The 22,014-nt window shown below is 64.7% G+C and carries 19 protein-coding genes and 1 tRNA gene; 4 read left to right on the top strand and 16 right to left on the bottom strand.

Going from position 1 to position 22,014, the window contains the following annotated elements:
* Positions 1-129: 129 nt before the first annotated feature.
* The 11 genes from AB0E69_RS17030 to AB0E69_RS16980 form a co-directional block, all read right to left on the bottom strand.
* Entirely contained in the window at positions 130-498 is a 369-nt protein-coding gene (locus tag AB0E69_RS17030) for a hypothetical protein (RefSeq protein WP_360145829.1), read from the bottom strand.
* Entirely contained in the window at positions 495-2,267 is a 1,773-nt protein-coding gene (locus tag AB0E69_RS17025; protein ID WP_360145826.1) for a TraM recognition domain-containing protein, read from the bottom strand. Before AB0E69_RS17025 ends, AB0E69_RS17030 begins: the two co-directional genes overlap by 4 nt.
* Position 2,268: 1 nt before the next feature.
* Positions 2,269-3,360: an ATP-binding protein gene (locus tag AB0E69_RS17020; protein WP_360145823.1), complete on the bottom strand. Its 1,092-nt coding sequence runs from the start codon at positions 3,358-3,360 to the stop codon at positions 2,269-2,271.
* Positions 3,361-3,668: 308 nt separating this feature from the next.
* On the bottom strand, positions 3,669-5,096 hold the full coding sequence (locus AB0E69_RS17015; protein ID WP_360145820.1) for an SCO6880 family protein: 1,428 nt from the start codon (positions 5,094-5,096) through the stop codon (positions 3,669-3,671).
* A 2-nt stretch (positions 5,097-5,098) separates the two neighbouring features.
* Positions 5,099-6,337 carry a hypothetical protein gene (locus AB0E69_RS17010; protein WP_360145817.1) on the bottom strand — a complete coding sequence of 413 codons (1,239 nt, stop codon included), beginning with the start codon at positions 6,335-6,337 and terminating at the stop codon, positions 5,099-5,101.
* A gap of 10 nt (positions 6,338-6,347) precedes the next feature.
* Complete coding sequence (locus tag AB0E69_RS17005) at positions 6,348-6,638, bottom strand: DUF6112 family protein (protein WP_360145814.1); 291 nt, start codon at positions 6,636-6,638, stop codon at positions 6,348-6,350.
* Positions 6,639-6,677: 39 nt separating this feature from the next.
* Complete coding sequence (locus AB0E69_RS17000; protein WP_360145811.1) at positions 6,678-7,619, bottom strand: CHAP domain-containing protein; 942 nt, start codon at positions 7,617-7,619, stop codon at positions 6,678-6,680.
* Entirely contained in the window at positions 7,616-8,236 is a 621-nt protein-coding gene (locus AB0E69_RS16995) for a hypothetical protein (RefSeq protein ID WP_360145808.1), read from the bottom strand. Before AB0E69_RS16995 ends, AB0E69_RS17000 begins: the two co-directional genes overlap by 4 nt.
* Positions 8,237-9,329: 1,093 nt before the next feature.
* Positions 9,330-10,241, bottom strand: a complete 912-nt coding sequence (locus tag AB0E69_RS16990) for a hypothetical protein (protein ID WP_360145805.1) — start codon at positions 10,239-10,241, stop codon at positions 9,330-9,332.
* 108 nt (positions 10,242-10,349) lie between these two features.
* A complete protein-coding gene (locus tag AB0E69_RS16985; RefSeq protein ID WP_360145802.1) occupies positions 10,350-11,441 on the bottom strand; it encodes a toprim domain-containing protein in 1,092 nt (363 codons plus the stop codon).
* A 691-nt stretch (positions 11,442-12,132) separates the two neighbouring features.
* Complete coding sequence (locus AB0E69_RS16980) at positions 12,133-13,023, bottom strand: ImmA/IrrE family metallo-endopeptidase (protein WP_360145799.1); 891 nt, start codon at positions 13,021-13,023, stop codon at positions 12,133-12,135.
* 232 nt (positions 13,024-13,255) lie between these two features.
* Here AB0E69_RS16980 and AB0E69_RS16975 point away from each other — a divergent pair, with 232 nt between their 5' ends.
* The gene (locus tag AB0E69_RS16975) at positions 13,256-14,716 is read left to right on the top strand and encodes a helix-turn-helix domain-containing protein (RefSeq protein ID WP_360145796.1); all 1,461 of its coding nucleotides are present in this window, start codon (positions 13,256-13,258) and stop codon (positions 14,714-14,716) included.
* Positions 14,717-15,009: 293 nt separating this feature from the next.
* Positions 15,010-15,516 carry an SLATT domain-containing protein gene (locus tag AB0E69_RS16970; RefSeq protein ID WP_360145793.1) on the top strand — a complete coding sequence of 169 codons (507 nt, stop codon included), beginning with the start codon at positions 15,010-15,012 and terminating at the stop codon, positions 15,514-15,516.
* Here AB0E69_RS16970 and AB0E69_RS16965 read toward each other — a convergent pair.
* From AB0E69_RS16965 to AB0E69_RS16950, 4 genes are all read right to left on the bottom strand, one after another.
* Positions 15,488-16,036: an ImmA/IrrE family metallo-endopeptidase gene (locus AB0E69_RS16965; protein WP_360145790.1), complete on the bottom strand. Its 549-nt coding sequence runs from the start codon at positions 16,034-16,036 to the stop codon at positions 15,488-15,490. The genes AB0E69_RS16970 and AB0E69_RS16965 overlap by 29 nt on opposite strands.
* Before the next feature lies 1 nt (position 16,037).
* Positions 16,038-16,493 carry a helix-turn-helix transcriptional regulator gene (locus tag AB0E69_RS16960; protein WP_360145787.1) on the bottom strand — a complete coding sequence of 152 codons (456 nt, stop codon included), beginning with the start codon at positions 16,491-16,493 and terminating at the stop codon, positions 16,038-16,040.
* A 495-nt stretch (positions 16,494-16,988) separates the two neighbouring features.
* Entirely contained in the window at positions 16,989-18,140 is a 1,152-nt protein-coding gene (locus AB0E69_RS16955) for a nucleotidyltransferase (RefSeq protein ID WP_360145784.1), read from the bottom strand.
* A gap of 549 nt (positions 18,141-18,689) precedes the next feature.
* Positions 18,690-18,762: transfer RNA gene (locus AB0E69_RS16950), tRNA-Thr, on the bottom strand.
* A gap of 5 nt (positions 18,763-18,767) precedes the next feature.
* Here AB0E69_RS16950 and AB0E69_RS16945 point away from each other — a divergent pair.
* Positions 18,768-19,985 (top strand): MFS transporter, encoded by a 1,218-nt coding sequence (locus AB0E69_RS16945; RefSeq protein ID WP_360145781.1) that lies wholly within the window; start codon positions 18,768-18,770, stop codon positions 19,983-19,985.
* Here AB0E69_RS16945 and AB0E69_RS16940 read toward each other — a convergent pair.
* Complete coding sequence (locus AB0E69_RS16940; RefSeq protein ID WP_360145778.1) at positions 19,909-21,162, bottom strand: MFS transporter; 1,254 nt, start codon at positions 21,160-21,162, stop codon at positions 19,909-19,911. The genes AB0E69_RS16945 and AB0E69_RS16940 overlap by 77 nt on opposite strands.
* Positions 21,163-21,209: 47 nt before the next feature.
* Between AB0E69_RS16940 and AB0E69_RS16935 the strand changes: the two genes are divergently transcribed.
* A partial coding sequence (locus AB0E69_RS16935) for a pyridoxal-dependent decarboxylase (protein WP_360145775.1) occupies positions 21,210-22,014 on the top strand: 805 nt, incomplete at its 3' end.

Genomic DNA, 22,014 nt, shown 5'->3' with positions numbered 1-22,014 from the left:
GGCGAGGCCACCGACATTCTCCGTTCGGGCGCGATACGCGAGACCATGGATGGGCTCGGCTCGCATCGTCAGCAAGTCGACTACCTTGTTCCGACGGTCGAACGACGACGCCGAGCGATGATCGGTCGATCAGCCTTCAGGTCGGTGCTCCGTTCTCGAGCAGCCGAGGCGGGAGGTCCATTCGCGGAGGCGGCGGTGGGCCAGGTCTAGTTCGCGGTGGAACGCGATGGGGCTGGAGGGGGCGGCGTCCTCCAGGTAGGAGGCTTCCCAGAGGGTGCGGAGGGCAGAGAGTTCCTCGACCAGGGCACCATGCTGGGCCCAGCAGGGCGGGATGAGCTTGTGGTCGACGTTGTAGCGCTCGATCAGCCAGACAACCCAGGATTTCAGACGGTCGAGTTCTTCTGTGGCGGTGGCTGCGTCGAGGTCTCGCCAGCAGATGATGAACGGGTCGTCGTTGGTGAGGTCGAAGGACTTCAGCAGGTCGTCGCGCGGGGTCATACAGTCGGCCTTACGCGTCGGGCCGCGTCGGCAATGCTCGCGTGGATCTGATCGGCATCCGAACGGGCAGGCCACGGGATCATGTTCAGAAGGATGGGTCGGGCCGTGCGGGCGAGGAGGATGCCGGTGCCGAGCGGGAGCGTGCGGATCACGTCAGGTGGGAGGATCGGGATTCTCCGTGTGCTGGTGGAGATGGTGCGTTTGCCGTCAGGGCCGCGGCTCCAGTTGCGGATCTCTTCGTCGCGGTCGCCGCACACGGCGGCGAGGTCTTGAAGATCTCGAGGTTGGGCGGATCCGCCGAGGATCAGCCGGAGAGTTGCGGCGTCCCACATCGCGGCGGCGGCCTGCTCGCCCCATTTGTCTCTGGCCTGCGCCAGCGACTGGATGACGACGAGTGTCGAGATTCCTGATCCTCCACCGTCGGCCATCAGTGAGGGCAGCGATGGTACGGCGCAGAGGTTGGCGATTTCGTCGAGGATCAGAGCGAGCGGAGGCTCGAGGCGGCCTCCGGGATTGCCGGCGGCGAGTTGCCGGGCGGTCTCAGTGATGTCTTCGAGGAGGGCCGCGATGAACGCCGACGTGGCACTCGCGCCGACGCCCGTGCCGAGGAGGTAGATCGTTCCGCGGTCGGCGATGAAGGTCTTGGGGTCAAGTCCTTCACCTTCGGCGGGGTCGAACGACTTTCGTACTGCGGGATCGGCGAGGGCTGAGAGGGCAGAGCGCACTCCTGCCCAAACGGCGTCTCGTGTTCGGCCGTCCATGCGGACGATCCCGTCCAGTGTGTCGCCCCAGCCCTCGGCGGCGTCAGACGTTCGGTTCAGGATGGTCACGGCTTCGATCGCTGAGGCTGGTTCGAGGCTCCACCGGTAGAGCTGTCCTACACCAGCACCGTCGATGGCGGCCGCGTGCAGGAGGCCGCGAAGCGCCATTTCGGTTTGCCCATGCCAGAATGCACCGTCGGAGACACCGCCCTTGGTGAATCCCGCGCCGGCTGCGAGTCCGCTGGCGCGAACGATGGCTGTGGTCGGACTCTCGCAGCCGCGAACCGGCGACCACCGAATGCCTTCCAACTGGCCAAGTCCTTGCGGATCAAAGATCGCGACTGGTCCCCGGGCGCGACGCAGCTCAACAGTTGCGACGAGGTTGTCCGGTCGGGTCGAGGTGGTGACGACTGCACCGGGCGCGTCGATTATGGCGCCAATGATCTGGTGGAGGCCCTTTCCAGAGCGAGGAGGCCCGAGTGCGATCTCGGAGTCCTCTACCGACGCCCAACACTCACGACCACGAGAGCGCCCAAGGTACCGGCCGACGTCTGACGGCTTCGCTCCTCGTACTGCAGGACGAGCAGACTGACCGCGGCGCAGCACCTGGCGGCGTCCGACAGAGGCCTCGACATCCGCAGCGGTAGCAAGTCCGGGACGTTTGGCGAGAGATCTGGCGCGCCGCCTCGCGCCAGCATGGCGTTTCGTCCACAGATAGTGGACAACAACTCCACCTGCGATCGGAGTCATCAGCAGCACTGCCAGCACGAACCAGAACACAGCCGGCCGAAACGCATGGCTCGGCATACCGAACGCCCGTGAGGGATCGCCTGGCTCGAGCACCACCTTCAGTGCATCGGTCCACGTGCTGTGGATCCATTCGTGTGTTGTGAGCAGGCTAGTGAGACCACCTGCGAGATAGAGGATACCGGCGCTAGAGAGCAGCAATACCCCACCGACCATGATGACGTCCGACAGATCTCGAGGCGATCGACCACCAACGTTCATTTCACATCCTTCCATCAGTGTCGAACAATCGAGCCTCGCGGGCATGGCGAACGAGCTGGACCACGAACGATCGACTGGGAAGCCGCCACAGCGCACGGCCCTTGGGGAGCTTCGCGATGGTGGACACCTCTACGTCAGTCAGACCGAGGAGAGTCGCCGTGCGGGCCAGCTGATCGGGCTCTTGGCGGAGCATGATCCGTGTGGAGCAGTCGGCCAGGAGCCCTTCGGCTAGGGCACGGGCTTCGGATCCGAGGTCGCCAACCGCGGCCAGATCCGACAAGCGGTGAACGATCAAGATGTTGGAAACACCCCAGGCACGAGAGAGCTTCCACTGTTCTTGCATGCGACGCAGCAAGGCGGGATCCCGCATCACCCGCCATCCCTCGTCGTAGACGATGAACCGCTTCCCCCCAGCCGGATCGGTGACTGCTGCTTCCAGCCAGGACGACGCGCATGCCAGCGTCAGGCGCAGCGCCTGATCATTGCCTCCAGCACCGATCCACGACGAGTCAAGAGTGACCATCGGTAGCGACGGATCGAACCGGGTTGTTGATGGGCCGTCGAACATGCCGGCGAGGTCGCCGTGGACGAGCCGTCTGACGGCGTGCGCCAACTCTCGACCGTCGACTTCCGAGGTGCCCTTACCCAGCTCCGGCGAGAACAAGGCTTCCACGACGTCGGGAATGGTTGGCACTGGGATCCGCGATGCCCGGTCGATGGCGAGGTCGAGGGCTGTGTGCTCGACCGCGGTCAGCGCCCGGCCGAGGGTGGACTCGGCGAGTGTTCCGAGCAGGGCGCGACGCCTCGATCTGACGATCCGGCCCCAGTCGTCGTCCGCAACGCCCTGCGGGCGGCTCCCGGCATCGAGCGGGTTCAGCCTGGTGGACAGGCCAGGCCCGAGCTTGATGACCGATCCGCCTACAGACTCTGCGACCGACGTCCACTCGCCCTTGGGGTCGCACGGGACGTAGGCCTTGTGACCAAGCGCGATGGATCGAGTGATCAAGGCCTTCGCGGTGGAGGACTTCCCACTTCCGATGACCCCTGCCAGGAGCAGGTTCGGGTTGGTGATGACCCGTGACTGATAAAGCACCCAGGGGTCGTAGACGAACGACCCTCCGCTGAAGACATCGCTGCCGATGTAGGTGCCATCGGCCCCCAATCCCCCTTCAGCAAGAAACGGATAGGCGATCCGGAGAATTCTGGTGGTCGCGCGATGGACGTCCACGAGCAGCGGCAGCCGCCGACGCAGCCCGATGGGCTCAGCCAGCTTCTGCTCTGTCAGATCCTCAGAGTGCCTTGCAGGCGGAGTACGTCGCTGAGCGGGTCGGCTCGCTCGCCGATTCGCGCGTCTGGTTCGTCGGTCGGTCTCATTGGGCTCGAACCACCCGGTACTCGCCTTCAACCGAGACCAACCCCAAACGGCAGCGCCGCAGCGAGGAACCCCTCGATCTGCTGGCCGACCAGACGCCGTACGTCGAGCAGCGCTTGGGAGGCGGCAATCTCGATCTCGGTGCACGCTTCGTCGAGAGTCTCCTCGGTATCGGCTGACACCGCGATCAAGCCGATCCAGCGCACGTCGCCGTGTCCGGCGGCTAGGTCCTTCTCTTGTTGAGCGACGTCTGCGTCGAGTTGGCGATCTTCCTCGGTTTCCATCTGTCCGACGCGCTTGCGGGTCGCGCGGTCGGTCACGCGTTCGACCTGATGGCGACGAGCGTCACGAAGAGCCTTCCCGATCGGCACCGGCTGCAGCACCAGTGAGAACGTTCGGCGGATCCCCGGCTTCAGCAGCAATGGGCTCAGGAACGACGGCATCGCACGTAGGCGCGGCCACTCGGTGACGACGTACACGCGATGGAACGACGAGTCGGTGCGGAGGTGGTCCCAGGAGGCATCGACAGCCAGCGGAGCGGCGTCCGCCGGATCGATGTCACCGATGAGTGTCCGCGTCGCCGCGGGGTCGAAAGCGACCCGCAGACTTGACGCCAAGTCGGCGGCGTTGAGCCAGGCACCAGCAACCCCGGCAGCCGCGAACGACGTCTGGAAGGCGCGCGATTCCGAGTCCAGGACTGTCATCCCGCCGGCCAGTCCCCCGCCGAACTTGCGAACCTCCTTGGACACCGCGTCAAGGTTCAGCGCAAAGCTGAACAGCGTTTCGTGCCTGGCTGCCGCAGGAGCCGCATGCTGCAGCAGATCACGGTAGATCGATCCGGCAGCTGTGGACACGTCCAGATTGCGCTTCCGCGCCCACTCCCCAAGCCCATCGCCCGGATCTGGGATCGTGCGTTCGAGAATCTGTGCACGTGCGATCCGATTGCTCTGGCACAGCCCGGCGATCATCCGGCCGTACGCCGCCACGCGTCTCTCCTGCTCGTCGGAGTTCTGGAGCAGATGAGCAGGCCCCTCGATCTTCGCGACGGCGATCAGACGTCGGCGGAGTGGGTCGTGAACCGCACCGATGGACGACCGCGTGTCCAGGATCCGCAAGGAACTTGCTTCTCCGGGCAACTGCAGATAACCGTGCCGTCGAGGAACAAGCAGATTGGCCCGGTATGACTGATTCTTCCGCAAACCGCGGATGACATGGGCTACACGTAAGACGACCCACCGATACGCGGGCAATCCCTCGAATCGACCGAACGCGATGACGCCGGAAACGCACGTGGTGCCCCCGCCGGCGAGGCGTAGCATCAGCGGCCAGTCGGCGAGCAGCGACACGACGGAGATGACGACACCGGCGATCACCAGTATCACTTGGATCGGTCGCAAGCCGAGCAGCAACGAGTTCCGCTGTGGTCGCGGGAAGCGCGCGGAGAGCGCGTTCGACATCGTCAGTCTCCTCGCTCTGAAGCCTGGCTCGGGCCGTTTCCTGGACCGCTCGACTCGCCGTCGACCGACACCTCGCTCGTGGCGACCGCGATGTTGGTTTGTCCCGAGTCCGAGCCTGCAGCCGGCGGTGCCGCTGGTTCGGGTTGGGCCGACGGATCCGAATCGCCCTGAGCTTCGCCTCCAGCGGCCGGAGTCGTGGCGCTGTCGGACTGCTCACTCGCGTCATCGGCAGTCGTGGTCGTCGACTGGTCGTCAGCATCCTGATCGCCACCGACAACAGGTGATGAGTCGTCCTTGTCAGATCCGCTGAAGTCGCCGGCTGCCCATTGTTGGACCCGGTCGAGCTGGTCCTTGCCCGCCTCGACTCCAGCCGTACCCTGCTGCAGAATGCGCGTCGCCGCTTGACCCTGGTCACCGGCCCAATGAATGAACGAGTAGGTGGCAAGCGGAGCGAACGCCGCCATCGCGACCAGAAGGATTCCGCCGATGAAGGTGCCGATGTTCGGCGCCTTGTCCTGTACCGGTGCCCCTATCGCGGAGAAACCGAGGGTGAAGACGACGGACATCGGGATCTTCGAGAACAACAGCGCGCCGACGATCTCGATCCACCGTCGAAGCCAGTGCCGGGTCGCAGACCAAGTCCAGCTGACCATCGCAATCGGGACGAAGACGACGAACGCAATAAATGCCACGTCGCGGACGAGCATGACGAAGTACAACGAGAACATGGCAAGTAGGCCGAGCTGAACAGCTAGGAGAAGGATTCCGCCCAGGGTCGGCGCGGTCAGGAAGGCCGTGATGTCGGTCATTCGCTTCATGCCGTCCATGGCTGCCTTCCCGCCAAGGATGCCCGTAGAGATCTCGTCGACGACCCGCCCGCAGGTCGCAATGGCTGCGACTGCGAACGGAACCCCCGCAGTTCCGACCAACGCGCCGATGACTGCATGGCCGAGCCGCGCCGGCTCGCGGCGGACCACGGCCGAGACACATTGCAGGATGAAGACCGCAACGAGGATCGGGAGCGAGAGTCCGACCATCAGGTTCAGGTTGTCCTTCCACCAGGTCTGGTCGAACGTCGGCGATGTGCTGGTGCTGAACGTTTGGAACACGTTCACCGACAGGTCGGCCAGACCGTTCGCAGACCACCTGACGAACGAATCCCATGCTGAGTTGGCAGCCTTGTTGCCCAGGTCCACGGCGGCGCAGCCGACCGGGTTCAGGAGGCAATCACTCCAAGCCATGCTGGATCCCCTAGCCGATCTGGATGCCGCTGAAGAAGCGGATGATCGGGTTTGCCGAGGCAATCAGAATCGCCGCGCCGGCGGCTATGAGGCAGCCCAACTTGCCTCGCCCCGCATAGTGCGAGTTGCTGCCGAAGCTGCCGACCGCCCAAGCAACTGCGGAGATCACGAACGCCGCTACGCAGATGACGAGACCGAACGTCTGCAATGCGCCGACGATCTGACGCAATGCTGGGAGGCCCGGGAGTCCGTTGGAGTTCGGACTCACTCCGGGGTCTTGGAGGTAGAAGAAGCTGAGCATGCCTTGCCTCCTGGCGCTGGACAGCGCCAACGGGTTGAGTTATGTGGTGGGGTAGATCGGTGGCGCCCAGCCCAGATAGGTGGCGCCCCAACTCTCTTCGATGGAGCCGACCTCGACGAGGTACACGCCGCCTTGGCCTGGAATGCGATCGCCGATGTCGTTGGAGACGATCTGGTCGTTGCCGACGTACACGGCGACGTGCCCGTACGGCCCGTCTGTCGACCAGAACAGCAGCGCGCCGACCGGCGGCCGCCGGTCATCAGGGTGGGCGTTCCCAGTGCTGACCATCTGGGTCCATTGCTCGGCCGCGGAGTAGTAGCCGGATCGCGGGCGACCCCAGATGTTCGAGGCCAGGCGGGCACACAGCTGGTAGTAGCCGTGACTGCCGACCAAAGCGAGCGCTCGACGCACTGCTCCGTCTGCACCCGGAAGCTGGTCTGTATCCCCAGCTCCCCAGCTGCGGCAGGCATCTACCGAGGGCGTCGCGCCAACGAGGCGCACGGCCGCGTCATAGTTGCTGCGGTAGTTCTCGCCGTCGGAGAAAGCCGATCGTTGCACGGCTTGTGCAGCTTTCCACGGCTCCATCGACGTCCAGCCAGGCACGTTGGCGAGCGCGGTGTAGAACAGTCCTGCGGCAGCCGCCGGGTCCATGCGAACGTTGGTCGGTCCCCAGCTGTCGCGTTGCTGGAACAGACCGCGTGAGTCCGGGCCAGCCGCGTCTCCGAGATCCGTGTTCCGCAGCGACGACTCGGTCATGGCTGTCATGACCGCGATAACCTTGCCTGGCTCGCCTATGGCATAGCGATCACCGACGCCGACGATGACGGCTAGGTTGGAGGATTGCTCCGCATCAAGGCCTGTGCCGTTCAAGCTTTGCGTCGCTGCGCAGGTGTCCGCACCCCTGCCGGCAGCAGCTAGTGGAGGTACCAGGCAGGCGGCGGTAGCCAGCAGCGCACTGGCCGCCGCGACCTTGACGATCACTGGGGCAATTCGTTGGAAGCCGACCAGAACGAGCATTGCGGCCGGCAGATGACGCTGACCGTGAGATGTCGTTCTGTCGTGGTCGATGCGCCGTCGACCACGCTGAGTTGGGCTCCACTGACGACGAAACCATGCCAGCCTTCTGGCGCCCTGGGATCCCGCGCAAGGGCCTCCAGCACAGGTGTCGTTCTGGCCGTCACGTCCCGCACCGTGGCGCGCGCTCGGTGGGCCTTCAGCTCCTCCCATTGGCTGTCGTACGGCAGCATGCTGCGTGCGACAACAGCCGAGTCGGGTGCCTCCATCGAGTCGGCGAACGACGAGACCGCCGCTTGCCACTGGGCGTAGGTGTGAACAGCTGAGTCGTAGGTCCAGATAGTCCTGCCAAAGGCGATGGCGTACTGCGCGGGATCCGTAGTAGCAGGCCGCACCCAGACCGACAACGGCGCCAGGCCCGGTGCGGACGTACCAGTCACCCGTCCCGGGCTTGACATTCCCGGCTCGCCGCCAGCCACTTCGGACGAGTCTCGCCAACTGATCACAAGTGCCAAGATCACCATGACGAGCAGGATGAGGATGACGATTGGTACGGCGAGCTTCGAGTTCGTGACTCGACGCATATCAGTGTTCCCTCCGTGACTTCGCCGGCTGGAGCCGGGCGATGAGTGCGCGCGCGATGGGCGCCGGGATGATTCGGAGCGCCGCCTGCAAGCGCAGGTACAAGCGGAACTGGGCGAAGTAGTACCGAACGAGCCAGTTCCGGCGGCGTGGATGCCTGTCCAGGTTGTTCATAGAAGCTCAACGTTCGAGCCCTCGTGACCATCGAGTAGCTTCGGGTCAGGCAGTCTGAGCGAGTCCCAGTCCGAGGCCGTTATGCCACGACCCGCTCGGCGGTGGACCGAACCTGGTCGATCTGTAGGCCGACCGAGGAAACCTCCCGGCCGCTTGCTCGATCCATTGCCTGACTGCTGGATCCGCGAAGACCACATCCGGCGGCTGCCCGGCGGCAAGCCGCGACAGCGCGGACCTCCGGATCGATCCGTTGTGGAGGAGCCAGGCCAAGCCTTCAGCTTGATCTCTGGGTACACCAACAGCTCGGACGCGTGCTGCGATCGCGTGCTTGGAGAAGCCAGGGCCATCGGCCGCGACAACCAGGCGACGCCGCACCTCACCAATCGGGAGACCTGCAAGCTCCAGTCGGATTCCTATGCGGTCCAAGAGCAAGCCCAGTTCTGGGAGAAGCCCAGGCTGCACGGATTCGGGCAGGTAGTCCCGCAACGGATGGCGCTGACGCCGCCTTGCCTCCTGACGTACGACGTCTGCCAGTCGCCAGCGGACCATGTTCGCCAGATATCCCCAGGTCACCCGAGTCACCGCGCCCTCCTCAGCCAACCGACGGCAGCGTTCCCATGCCACAACCCGTGCCATCTGAGCTGCCTCATCGTTCCCCAGAGCTGCACGCAGCCGGCCGGGCAACTCCGCAACGATGCGACGCTCGATGGCAGCGGCCAGCCGCTTCGAGGGTTCCTCTGCCCAGCCCGAGTCCGCTGCGTCGGCGAGGAGGGCCTGAAGTTCTTCAGTCATTTGGCTCACTCCGAATCCCGATGCCTCGGGCAACGGCCCGAGAGTTGATGCTTGCTTCGTGCCACCAATCTCGGCGAACAGCGAACCGATCTGAACCCGGAGTACGAAGTCCCGGAGTCCTGGAGTTCGTCACAAGGACGGCCCGGCTGGTGGCTGAGTCGGACCGTCGAGCTCTGCCAACTGCTGCCGTCCGGGCTTGTAGTCCTCCAAGGGCCGCGTCGCCACCATCGCGTCGTACAGACGCCGCGGTCCGTCCTCGGTCTTCAGCAGGCTCGACGCCGTCTGTCCATCCGGAATCTCAACGGCACGAACCCGCTTGTAGAAGTAGGACAGGTCGGCATGGGACGCGATCGCGGCACGACGCCAGTCCTTATCGCCATCCAAGGCCACGATCACGGTGTCGGTGACCGTGTAGCGATACAACGTCTTCGCCTGTGCCGACGACATCTGCGAGCCACACATCGGAATGCCGGCCCAACGCTCACCTGCCAGCCGACCGAGGCTCTCAACCGCCACTGCGTCCAAGGGGTCGTTGACGACCACCACGAATGCACCGTCAGTCAAGATGTCGAGCTGCTCCTCGATGCCGACCAGCGCATTCGACGGACGATGGATCAGCGTCGTCGGCGATGCCGTGTACGCCGGCCTTGGTCCGTTGCCGACGCCGACGAAGCCGACCGGATCGAGCCGTTCGTCCCGCGCAAGGAGCATCAACTGATCGCGAAAAACATCCACCGCGGTTCCCTGATCGGTCCATTCGGACAAGCCGGCCCGGATCAGCGTGCGGAAGTCGAATCCCTTCTCCCGCAAGTGATCGGTGAGCCGCGTGAACGAGTCCGGCGCGTAGCCGAGCCGCCATGATGAGTCCGGCTCCAGTACCTCACCGACGCCGCGATTCCGCACCTGCTCGACCGGCCAACCAACATTTGCCCTGAGCAACTCTCGCCGATAGAACCTGGCCGCGACCATGTTCGCCACCATCATGCGCTGGCGCTCACCACTGATCAGCGTGTTCTCGGAATCCGATGACACAGCATTCATCCCAACCTCCGTTGACCAACACTCGTTGGCTACGAAGGTCGCCTCCGCCGGTTCGACAATGAACCCGGATTTCGACGTCGGGGACTACCCGAGTGTGCAGTCCAACTGTCAGGGTGTCGGCGCGGTATCCGGCGGATCGGCGTCCGCGAGCGGGCTCGGCCTCGGGTAGAATAAGGGTTTGCGCCTCAAGCAAGAATCGAGGGACTCGAGAACCTCTCGAGAGACGATCTCCTGATCGAGCTGCAAGATGTTCGCGAGCTGACCCAGCTGTGCCGCCACACGGTCCTGCGGCAACCTTGCCACCAGAGGCGCCACTCGGCGCAACGCATTCACTCGACCACTGATGTGATCCAGCACCCGCGACCACCGAGCTACCTCGAGCTCAATCGCGAGCTCCGCAAGGGGCCTCGGCGATGTGAGAGCCTGGAACAATCGGTCCGCACCTGCAGGTGTTTCAAGCAGCGAGGACGGGTCATGCCCTGACGGAAACTCAGCCACCTGTACAAGCTTGAAGAACGCCGACAAGTCATCCAGCCACCGCGGCGCAGCGATGCGCCCAGCACCGTCAGCGTCTACCGCGACGATCACAGTGTCGCTGTCCGAGTAGTCGCGGACGATTGAGACCTGATGAAACGATAGAGCCGTCCCGCACACAGCAAGGCCTGCCCAGCCGCGAGACGTCCATCGGCTCAACTCGTCCACAGCCATCGCGTCCATCGGGCCCTCAACGAAGACGGGCACTGCGCCGCCCTCCAAGAGATCACGCTGCTCCGCAAGGCCGAGGAGAGTGTCCGACTTCTGGTAGATACGCGTCGTCGGCGAGTTTAGGTACTTCGTTCGCCCACCGCGCGAGCGCCCGACGAATCCGGCCAGCTCCGGCCCCGCATCCCAGGCAGGGAACATGATCCGGTCACGAAACCGATCGATCAGATATCCCTTCTCCGTCGTACGCGCCAGCCCTGCAGCCAGCAGAGTTTCGTCATCGAAGCCTTGAGACCTGAGGTGATCAACCAGGTGAGCCCAACCATCGGGCGCATAACCGACTTTCCAAGGCGAGGTCGCCCTCAGCACATGACCAAGGCCACGCTGTGTCAGGTGGACGGCTGCCCAGCCGGTCAGGGACTCCAGCAGCTGCTTACGGAAGTAGTGCCCCGCCACGACCTGTGCCTCTAGCAACCGGCGGTCTTCACGGCTCGTCACGCTACACACCGCCTAAGTCGATACCCACGTCCACCTTCAAGGTCAGCGGCTTCAGGGAGCCGTGGAACCTCAAGGCAACTCGGGCCCGCCGGGCGCGTCATAGGACTCGTGCTCCAGCGGCGGACCGTGACCACCGGCTGGATCACGCCGCCGACGTCGGCCCATCCCGCCCGCATCCATAGGGTTCTTCTCACCTGGCGCTTCACCCCAGAGGCCGGCCGATCGAGCCAGCTGCTCTCCCGCCCGCTCAATCCCTTCGTCCAGCAGTTCAATAGCGTGCCGGATCGACCATCTGATTGGCCCGAGCTCATCTGGCGCCTCGCAGTCGGACGAGCTGTCGAGCGGCCTCGGCCCGGATGCCCAGTGCATCTCATTTCTCCTTCCCTCGCGTTGCTGACAGCAACGTCTTCGAGCCACAGTCATCGCTCGGCGGCGAAGCGAAAACCCAGAACAAGATGTCCAGGAGTCCTGGAGTTTCACGAGTGTCTGCTCGATTGCCGGAAGTTGAAGGAAGGCGCGGCCAGGCCGCGGAATCGTGGAAGCGACCGACCGGGGACGGCCGACGGGTTCGCGTGGGGTGCAGCGCAACGGCGTCGTGTGACTAGGCCGTGAAGCGCGACAGATTCCCTCCGTCGTCAGCAACCCGTACCGCACCCTCGCCCACGTGATCGGGCGCCCGACATGAGCAGCCTTACGGTCCCAATTCAGGCTCGGCGGCAGTCTCTGGATAAACTGAGTCGATTGTCAATTCGCCGGATGGAACGACCGGCCCGGCATCATGAGTGTTCGCCGACAGGTGCCGGTCTGCGACGTCGTACAGTCGATTTCCAGTGGACACGACCCGACCGCCCAGTGTCTCGATCACCCGAATTGGTGCGCTCTTGCCGACAACGGCTGACGTCCTCGCAATGAGGTCTGCGGAAGGCCGATCGGGCAGACAGCCGAGCCTTGCGAGCAGCAGATACGCAACTGCGTCAGCTTCCACTCTGATGACGCCCTGGCAGCGCGAGCCATGAGAGTGCTTGTGCATCCGCAAATGGGCCAGTTCGTGAGCTAGGCTCATCGTCGCCATCGGCACGTCGAGATCGTCATCGACAACGATCCGCCCGGCCCGATGAACGGTCGCCGCGCCACGATCTTGCTCCGGGACCCGCCCACGCTCGACCCGATACCCTCCCGTAGCTGCAACTTCTTCCAATGCAGCGAACGCGTCGCGCGGGCGAGTGCCCGCAGAAGCTCGCAAGGACCGGCCATCTGTTTGGCTGACGTCCCAAAGCGTCGTGACGCCGTGCCCCTGGACCGGATCCGCCGAGTGCTCGAGCTCTGTTGCTGCGGCAATGATCCTGATGCCAGACGCACTACGCCTGACGCGACGTCCACGGCGTTGCCATCCCTGACGTCCGTCGACCCACAAGGCCTCCGGCATCTGCAGCTTGATCAGTACGACGTTCCGGAACGACTGACCCCGAAGGTCCGCCGCTGCCTCAAGCCATCGGATCCAGGCACCATCGGACCAGCTTCGCCGGATGTCAGTCTCGGCTGCGCTCCGAAGATCATCTACCGTCACCCGAACTCGGTTCACCCGTCCGAGCGTCTCGCCTACTGGCAGAGAGATAAACCCAGAGTTCGAATTCCAGGACTCGTCGACGTGGCGACTGTTTGGCCCGCCCTTGCCCCAGGCAACTGACAGCAAACGACGGTGAACCTTCGCTACTGATCGAATCGTCAATCGTGCACATCTCTTGACGGGTCGTCCGACTGCTCAGACGTTGAGCTTCTGGTGTGCCAGTAGCGGCGAGCGGTCGGGAGGCTTCATGGCAAGGGAACCGTTGCCTGTGGGGACGTGGGGGTCCATCACGACCCGGGTTGCCAGCCGGGATGAGAAAGGGCAGGCCCGGAAGTTCGAGGCGCGGGCATACTTTCGGGACCTGGACGGGCAGACACGACCGGTCGCCAAGTGGGGGGACACCGCGGACCAGGCCAAGAACCGGCTTCGGGAGGCCTTGAAGTCCCGCCAGCGGATCGGCGGCGTCGGCCAGCTGAAGTCCAGCGATCGGGTTTCGACGGCCGCTGAGTTGTTCCTGGCCGAGGTGGAGGATCTCGTTGTTCAGGACGTGCTGGCACCCGGAACGCACGAGACGTACACGTATCAGTACGACAAGAATCTCGCACCGCGTATCGGCGGACTGCGCCTGTTCGAAGCCAACACGCCTCGCGTCAGCGACGTCATCAAGGGCATCCGAGACGAGGTCGGCTCCGCCACCGCGAAGACCTGCAAGAGCATCTTGACCGGCACATTCGCGCTCGCCGTCAGACACGGCGCACTGACATCGAACCCGGTTCGAGAGATCAAGATCCGAGCAACCTCAAGGAAGCGGCTCCCGCGAGCCCTCGAATCCGATGAGCGGGAGCAGTGGTTCGACCTGCTCCGGCAGGACGAGCACGCCGCGAAGGCCGACCTCATCGATCTGAGCAAGTTCATGATCGCGACCGGTGAGCGCATCGGCGAATGCCTCGCTGTTACGTGGCGAGACCTGAACCGCGACACCGGTGAGATCGACTGCAGCCACCAGATCCAGCGGATCAAGGGCAAAGGACTCATACGGCGACGCGTCAAGTCGTCAGCTGGCGATCGCATCATCGGACTTCCGACCTGGGCGCTAGAGATGCTGCTGGCTCGCCGGACACCAGGAGCATCCCAGGACGCACCCATCTTTCCGGACAGCAAGGGTGGATTCCGTGACCCGCACAACGTCCAAAAGGCCCTGCGGAACGCACGCCGACCGGTTGGCGGCCAGCGGCGCCAGCAGCTAGGAAGCGTGCTTCGCACCCACCGCCGCAACGCCGGCATGACGCAGGACCAGGTCATCGCGAAGCTAGGCTGGCGCAAGACCCGGATCAGCCTCATCGAGACTGGCCGAGTACGCCTGACGGCGGAGGAGGCGGTCACCCTGGCCGAGACCTACCGTCTCACCAAGACCGACCGGGCCGCACTGCTAGAGCTGACAGAACTGGCCGGCATGCGATCGCTGGCCGATGAGCTCGAGTGGGTCACCGCCCACGTCTTCAGGAAGACCACCGCAACAATCCTCGAGAGCGCGGGCCAGACACCCCGCCAAGTCGCCGACCAACTAGGACACGCCCAAACCTCCACAACAGTCGACGACTACTTTGGCCGCCGCCGCCGAAACCCAGAAGCAGCCCAACACCTCGAAGCCGCCATGAGACACATCCACGAGCAAGACCGCGATTCGTCAGCAGAGCCAGACATCTAGTGCCGCTCAAGAGCGATCGTCAACACGGCCAAGCCTGGCCTAAGCGCCGCCGCCAAGCACCTACTGGGGTTTGCTTGGCGAAGGAGGGCCCGGCCGCGACGGGCTGCTCAGCAGTAGCCACGAGAGGTCCGAACATCTCATGAACGGAAATGGGTTCGCTGGGGAACCACATGCCCGAGCTGCCCGCATAGTCCGGGCCGCCCTCGGCTGCGCTAGATTAATCGCATGCAGCGATGCGTCCTGGACGGAGGGCCATGACATATCGGGGTGACCTTGTCGGGGAGCTGAAGAGGTTGGAAACCGACATCCTGTACACCGAGAAGGCGCACTTTGCCTCGGCGGAGCACTACCAGGTCCTGCATTACGCTCTGGGAGGCTTCACAGCGGTAGCGTCGGCCTTGGCGACCACGACCGCCCTCAAAGAGCAAAGCGGGCTAGCCGCGTTGCTTGCGCTGGCTGCGACGATGACGGCTGCGTTGATGACTTTCCTGAAGCCTCAGGGCATCGCTGAGCGGCATCGAGCCATCGCCCGCCAACTTGGGGACCTCAAATTTCGTATCCGGCAAGGTCACCAGTTGGACGGAAATCCTGACTCGGACTGTACCGACCAGCACCTCCGCGAGCTCGTCCGACTGTTCACGGCTGAGAAGCAACAGCTTCACGCGGACGCGCCATCAACGGGTCCAGTTGCGTTCTGGAGAGCTCAGCGCAAGATCGATGCCGGTCACTTCAGCTACGACGGCACGATTGCGCAGGACCCCAAGGCGCCAACTACTGACGGCCCTGGGTCTGCCGCATAGCCCCCGTCACTCGCATCCGATAGTTGGCCATCTGGATGCTGACCTTGTACTTCTCGGCAACGTCCGCAGCGCTCGAGCCTCTTCGCAGCTCCGCGACAAGCAGCTTCCGAGGCAGCAAGAGGCACCCGGCTAGCCAGTTCGCTTCCTGCTCTTCGTCTGGATCGCACCCGAAGAACGTCAGCCCGCCAACAGTCTGTACCTCCTGAACCGAATGCTTGAGCAGGAGATGGGCCAACTCGTGGGCGACGTCGCTTGTGATTCGGCCTGGAGTCGAAAGCGGACTCCAGACCACGACCCGTCGGGTCCCGATCTCAAATGTGCACGCGGAGAAGGCACCTGGTTGGATCCGCTCGATCTCCTCCAGCCGGGAGATGTCTACCAGTTCAGCCGCGGACCGAAGCTCGGCTCCCAGCGTCTTTGCCAGCTGATCCAGGGGAAGCCGCTCGGTCTCGCGAACCCCAAGGCTCGAGCGAACTTCTGCACTGGTCCGTTCAGCCTCCGCTTTGAACCCGCGGCGCACCTTACCTTTGCTCCTTCAGCAGAGCGGTGTGCATGTCTTCCAGGACGCCAGCAAGCTTGGATCCAGCTTCGGGGAGGAAGGTCTGCCCCGACCGTAGGTGTACGCCGAACGCGGGCTGCGGCATCGCCAACCTGTCGTACATTTCCTCAAGCAGGGAAAGGATCTGAGTCGCATGCTCGGGCTTCAGCCGTGCATCAGAGTACAGGTGCTTGGCGATCACCTCTGGTGTTGAGTCCGATTGTGCGGCGGGGTCGAGCAGCGTCTGCCCGGGACCACCGAGCCAGGCGACGATTCGGTCGTAGTTCTTCAAGTCAGGAACATGCCCGCGTTCCACTCTGGACAGGGTGTTGAAGCTGACACCGATCTCGTCCGCAAGGTCGCGTAGCGAGAGCCGCCGACGACGGCGTTCCGAGCGCAATGCATCGCCCAACGGGGTCTGGGCCGGTGTGTCGGACATCAGTTCAGCGGCCCCCTCGAGGAAGCGGTCCCATGATCGGGCATTTCAACATGGATTCGAACATACCTGGCGCGATGTTAACGGTACGGGTGGAGGATCTTCGACTGGGACACGTCATCAAGACAGTCCGGGCCATCGCCGTACCAGAGACCGGTGGCTAGCCACAGTTCGTAGTACATCAGCCATTCCATTGCCCACGGCACGTACGTGTCCGCAAACAGGTGCTGCGGGTTCCAGTCACCGAACTGGCTCAGACACAGTTCACCGGTATCGAAGACGTGTGGTAGCAGACCGTCTGCGTTCGGCTTGAGGGCCGGGCGTATGACTCTGACAGAGGGGGCCTGGCCGAAGCGACCCTCCAACCTCAGGTCGTAGCTCTGAGTCTCCGGCGCCGGCTGGACTTGACCGCACCATATGATCCGGCCGCACTTGACCGTAGCCTCGCTTCCCGGCACCAGCCGCCGAAGGACTAGCGCCTGGGCCGCCAGGCTGGTCCTAGTCGGCCGAGCCGCCGGCGAACACATGCTTCTTCACCTGGCGACTACCCGCCGCGGCCGAGGCTCCGGCGATCAAGAGCCCTCCATTGACAGAGCGCAACGAACCAGTCTGGCGTGCACCGTACATCGCAGCCCCGAGACCGCCACCGGCTGCCTTCGCGAAGCGATCACCGAAGACCTCACCGAGAAACGGCACCGACGCGTCCAAACCGCTGTTCTTGCCCAACTGGTCGAAAGTCTGCTGCGCACTCTCGAGCCACTCGAAGAATGCAGCGGCCCGACCCGGGTTCGCGGTCCAACTGTCTGTGAAGTCCTCACCGGATTGCACAGGATTCGGCAATGTCCACCGACCGTCAACCCTCCTCAGGAAGTTCCCCATCTGGGAGATCAGGTACCGCGAAACCTCGTAGACGTCGCTGCCACCCTGATACGCGTGCGCAGCCAACGTGGTGATGACGATCGAGGCCGTCCTGTCATCGCGGCCCGTGAAGAAGACGTCGCGGTGGCGCTTGAGCGCCTGAACGGCCCGCTGCAGGCTGGTCTTCACACGCCATTCCGGAACCTCGTCGAGCTGCATCTCCTTCGCGAGTATCACGCGCTCGGCGTCGAGCTGTTCCAGCATCCGCTCCCTGAACCACGTCGCGTAGCCGTTCGGGTCGGACGGGAGCCAGCTGACCACATCTTTGTCTGTGATAAGGATTCCGCCCTCTGGCCGATTACCGTTCGGAATGGCCGGAAGGACGTCAAGATGCATCTCTGCCCAGGTCAGAGTGAAGCACCGGGAGCACTCCGAAAGGGCTGGCGTGCCACTGCCTGGGGACTGTTGATAGTTGCTTACGGCAACCCCTGCGTCTGCCTTGAGCGCCTCCTGTGTCGTCGAGGACCTGGCGATATCGCGCATCGCGACCAGATCGATATCGATGCCCTCGTCGCGATGAACATTTCGCACGACGGTACCAAGCAAGAACGAGCCTTGCGGTGACACGATGTTCTGCCCGCGAGTACTGCTCCAGTGGTCGTCGAACGAGCCGCCGAGACCTGTGTACCGCGCGATCGCGAGGTTTCGTTCGGCTTCCGTGATGTCCAGGTCGCGCAGGCCGTGCGTCAGTAGCGAACTGAGTCCGAGCTGACCACTTGAAGTCACTGTCATGAGGCAACTGTACCAAATGTTGTACAACAGTGCAGCAGCGGATACATCCGCGACCGATCAGGTCACCGACCAGGATCCGCCAACCCGCGCCCCGGACTGTGAGTGACGACGTGTCATCGAACCGGAGGGCTCGGAGGTGCCTGGAGGGTAGGACCAAGCTGAAGCCGTCGCTATGCCTGCCGAAGAACACGCCGCGCGCGATCCCGGCGGTGATGGTGGATTGGGCACCTGGTCGCGCAAGCAGTTGGAAGGCGCCGGCCTTGACGCGGGGTGGATACGATCCGGCCGTCACCTTGGAACGCCCACTCCTCGGTGGCGTGGCGGGCGACGAACCACCGGATCCTCACCCGCACCGGTGCCGTCATACCGGATCCAAGGAAATGGCCCAGGCTGCCGTGCGTCCGACGCGGCTGAGGCATGTCCGTGAGCAGGAATCGCGAACCGTCGGCAGGGTCTGAGCAGTTGTGGCGGTCCGGGACAAAGTAGTGAGTAAACCGTGAGTTGGAGCCCGGAAGTTCATCACTTCCGGGCTATATACCCAGATCAGAGAGCCGGTGAGGGGACTTGAACCCCTAACCCCCGCTTTACAAGAGCGGTGCGCTGCCAGTTGCGCCACACCGGCTGGGTGTGGGGAACATACTAGGGGACGTGTGGGGGTCTCTGGGGTTTCGGTGGTTGTTCGGGGCTCGGGCGGTGTCGTTCTTGGGGGACTCGCTGGGGCTGGTGGCGTTGTTGTTGTGGGTGCAGGGGGCCACCGGGGCGGCGGTTGCGGTGGCTCTGCTGTTGTTGGCGGGGGACTTTGTGCCGGGGTTGTTCGGGGCGCTCGCGGGGGCGGTCGGGGATCGGTTTGAGTTGCGGCGGGTCATGGTGGTTTGTGACCTGGTGCAGGGGGTGCTCACCGTGGGGATGGCGGTGTGGTTGCCGGCGCTGCCTCTGCTGCTCGTGATGGTGGCCGTCAGGAGCGTCGTGGCGACCGTGTTTCAGGCCAGTTCGCGGAGTGCGATGCCGGGGCTGGTGAAGGACGAGTATCTCGAGGCGGCGAACTCGGCGCTCGGGGCCGGGACGAACGGGCTCGAGGCGGTCGGGCCGTTGATCGCTGCGGTCCTGTTTCTGGTGACCGACGTGCGCGGGATTCTGTTCATCGATGCGGTCACGTTCTTCGCGTCGGCGGTCATGTTGAGCAGGTTGCCGCGGCTGCCGCGGGCGGAGCCGTCGGGGCACAGTTTCGTGAAGGATGCGCGGGATGGGCTGGGGTATATCTGGCGGTCCAGGGCGATTCGCGTGATCGGGCTGGGGTTCTTCGCGGTGGTTGCGTTCAACGGGGTGGATGACGTCGCGATGGTGTTTCTCGCCAAGAACAATCTGCACGGGAGCGACTCGGCGTCGGCTGCGCTCTATGCGGGGGTTGGGATCGGGCTGGTGGCGGGGTTTGCGGTGCTGGCTCGGTACGCCCGGCGGTTTCGGATGGTCGCGCTCATGCTCGCCGGATTCGCCGTCAGCAGCGCGGGGAATCTGGTGACCGGGCTGGCGTGGGCGATCTGGGCGGCGTTGGCGTTTCAGGTGATTCGCGGGTTGGGGATCTCCGGGGTCGATGTCGGGATCAATACACATCTGCAGCGGTTGGTGCCGCCGGAGCTGCGGGGACGGGTGTTCGGGAATCTGTACGGCGCGATCGGGATCGCGGCCGGGATCTCGTACGTCGGCGGCGGGTTGCTGCTGCAGCACACAGACGCCCGTACAACGTTCGTCGTCGCCGGCGTCGGCGGCCTTACGGCTGCGGGGTTGACTGCGCTCGGAGTTCGGCGATCGGCCGGCGAAGAGCGCGCGCACCCGGTACCGCGATGAGCGCGATCGCGGCCATCACCAGGAACGCCGCGAGCGGGTGATCGACGAGCAGGCCGACGACGACTGCCACGATCAGGCCGCCCAGGTTGCCGGCCATCCAGATGAGGCCCGCGCCGGTGCCTTCTGCTTCTCCGGTACGGCGTTCCACCAGCTCGAGCACGATCGGGAGCGCGGGGAGGAGGAGCAGGCCGATCAGGGTGATCGCTACGAAGCCGGTGAGTACGCCGGGGGCGAGGGCGAGGAGTACGCAGGCGGCGGCGGTTGCGGTGAGGCTGACGACGAGCAGGGTGGATTCGGCGTGGCGGCGTACGACGAGGATGGGGATGGTTGCGCTGCCCAGTACGCCGGCGATGACGTTGACGAGGAGGATCGTGCTCGCGGTACCGCCGGTGACGCCGGCTGGTTCGAGGAGGGCTTGGGCGAAGGTGCTCATGGCAACGAAGACGCCGAAGGGGAAGATCGCGAGGATGCAGAGGCGGCGGATGAGCGGGTCGCCCCAGGTGGTTGCCAAGGCGCTGCGGTTGGGGTGGGGCGAATGGGCGGGAGCGGGCGAACCGGGATGTAGGCCCGGGACTGCCTCGGTGGGGAGTTCGAAGGGGCCGGGGTGGCGGATGGCGATGGCCAGGACAAGCGCGGACCCTGCGCAGAAGGCGGCGGTGATGGTCAGCATGGTCGGGATGGACGCTGCCGTGGTGAAGATTGCTGAGAGCAAGAAGGCGATGACCATTCCGGCGAAGATGCTCGCGGTGCCGATGGCGATGCCGGTGGGGCGGTTCTTTTCCGGTAGGTAGCGGCCGGTGATGCCGGTGACGGCGTTCAGGACCAGGGGTTGGGCGACCGAGGCGATCAGTTGGCCGGCGAGGAGCCAGCCGAAGTCGTCGCCGATCAGGCGCACACACGCGCCAGCGGCCGTCAGTACGGCGCCGGCGAGCAGCGCTGAGCGGAACCAGCGGTCGAGGACGAGGCCGCACGGGATCGCGAGTACGACGTACAGCAGGGGGAAGACCTGCGCGAGCCAGCCGATCGCGCTCTCGGAGACGCCGTACCGCGAGGACGCGACGGTGGTGATGCCGGCGAAGTTGAGCCAGACCAGCTGGGTGGCGGCGCCGACCAGTGAATAACCGACGATCGCGAGCCAGCGACTCCGCGTCATGGTCCCCGTTTGCCCCGATTGCATGGCCGAACTGTAGTGCCGCCGTCGGCAAGATCACATAGAAAGGAGTCATGGTGGAGTGGGAGGGGCCGCTCGGTGAGGCGTACGAGCGGGCGATGACGTACTTGGCCGGGTTGCCCGAGCGCCGGGTCGGGCCGCGGGCGTCCTCGGCCGAGCTGCACGCGGCGCTGGGTGGGCCGTTGCCGACCGAGCCGATGGATCCGCGGGAGGTGGTCGCGGAGTTGGCGAAGGGGGTTGAGGACGGGCTGCTGCCGAGTGGGAGTGGGCGGTTCTTCGGGTTCGTCTTCGGCGGGGCGACGCCGGCTTCGCTTGCTGCGGATTGGCTGACCACGGTTTGGGATCAGAACGCGGGGTTGTACGCCGCCTCGCCCGCCGCGGCCGTGGTCGAGGAGGTGGCGGCGGGGTGGTTGGTCGAGCTCTTCGGGCTGCCGGTTGGCACCTCAGTCGGTTTTGTGACCGGGGCGCAGATGGCGAACTTCACGGGGTTGGCGGCGGCGCGGCATGAGGTACTGCGGCGTGTCGGGTGGGATGTGGAGCGGGACGGGCTGATCGGGGCGCCGCGAATCCGGGTGCTGGTCGGGGCCGAGCGGCACGACACGGTGGATCGGGCGCTGCGGTTCTTGGGGATCGGTACTGCGGCGATAGTGCCGGTCGAGGTGGATGACCAGGGCCGGATGCTGCCGGACGCACTCGCGGAAGCGCTACGGGAGGAGGGCGAAGGTGGACGGGTTGGAGACGACCGCTCCGATAACCCTGAACTGAAAAGCAGTAGTCACGCCGGAGGCCGAGTAGTTGGTGGTCGGGCAGGTGGTGCGGACGGCAGCGCGGGGGGCGGCGGTGGCGCGGGTGGTGGCG

It is taken from the genome of Kribbella sp. NPDC026611, from assembly GCF_040638345.1.
Lineage (GTDB): Bacteria > Actinomycetota > Actinomycetes > Propionibacteriales > Kribbellaceae > Kribbella.
This window is presented reverse-complemented; position numbering and strand designations above follow the sequence as displayed.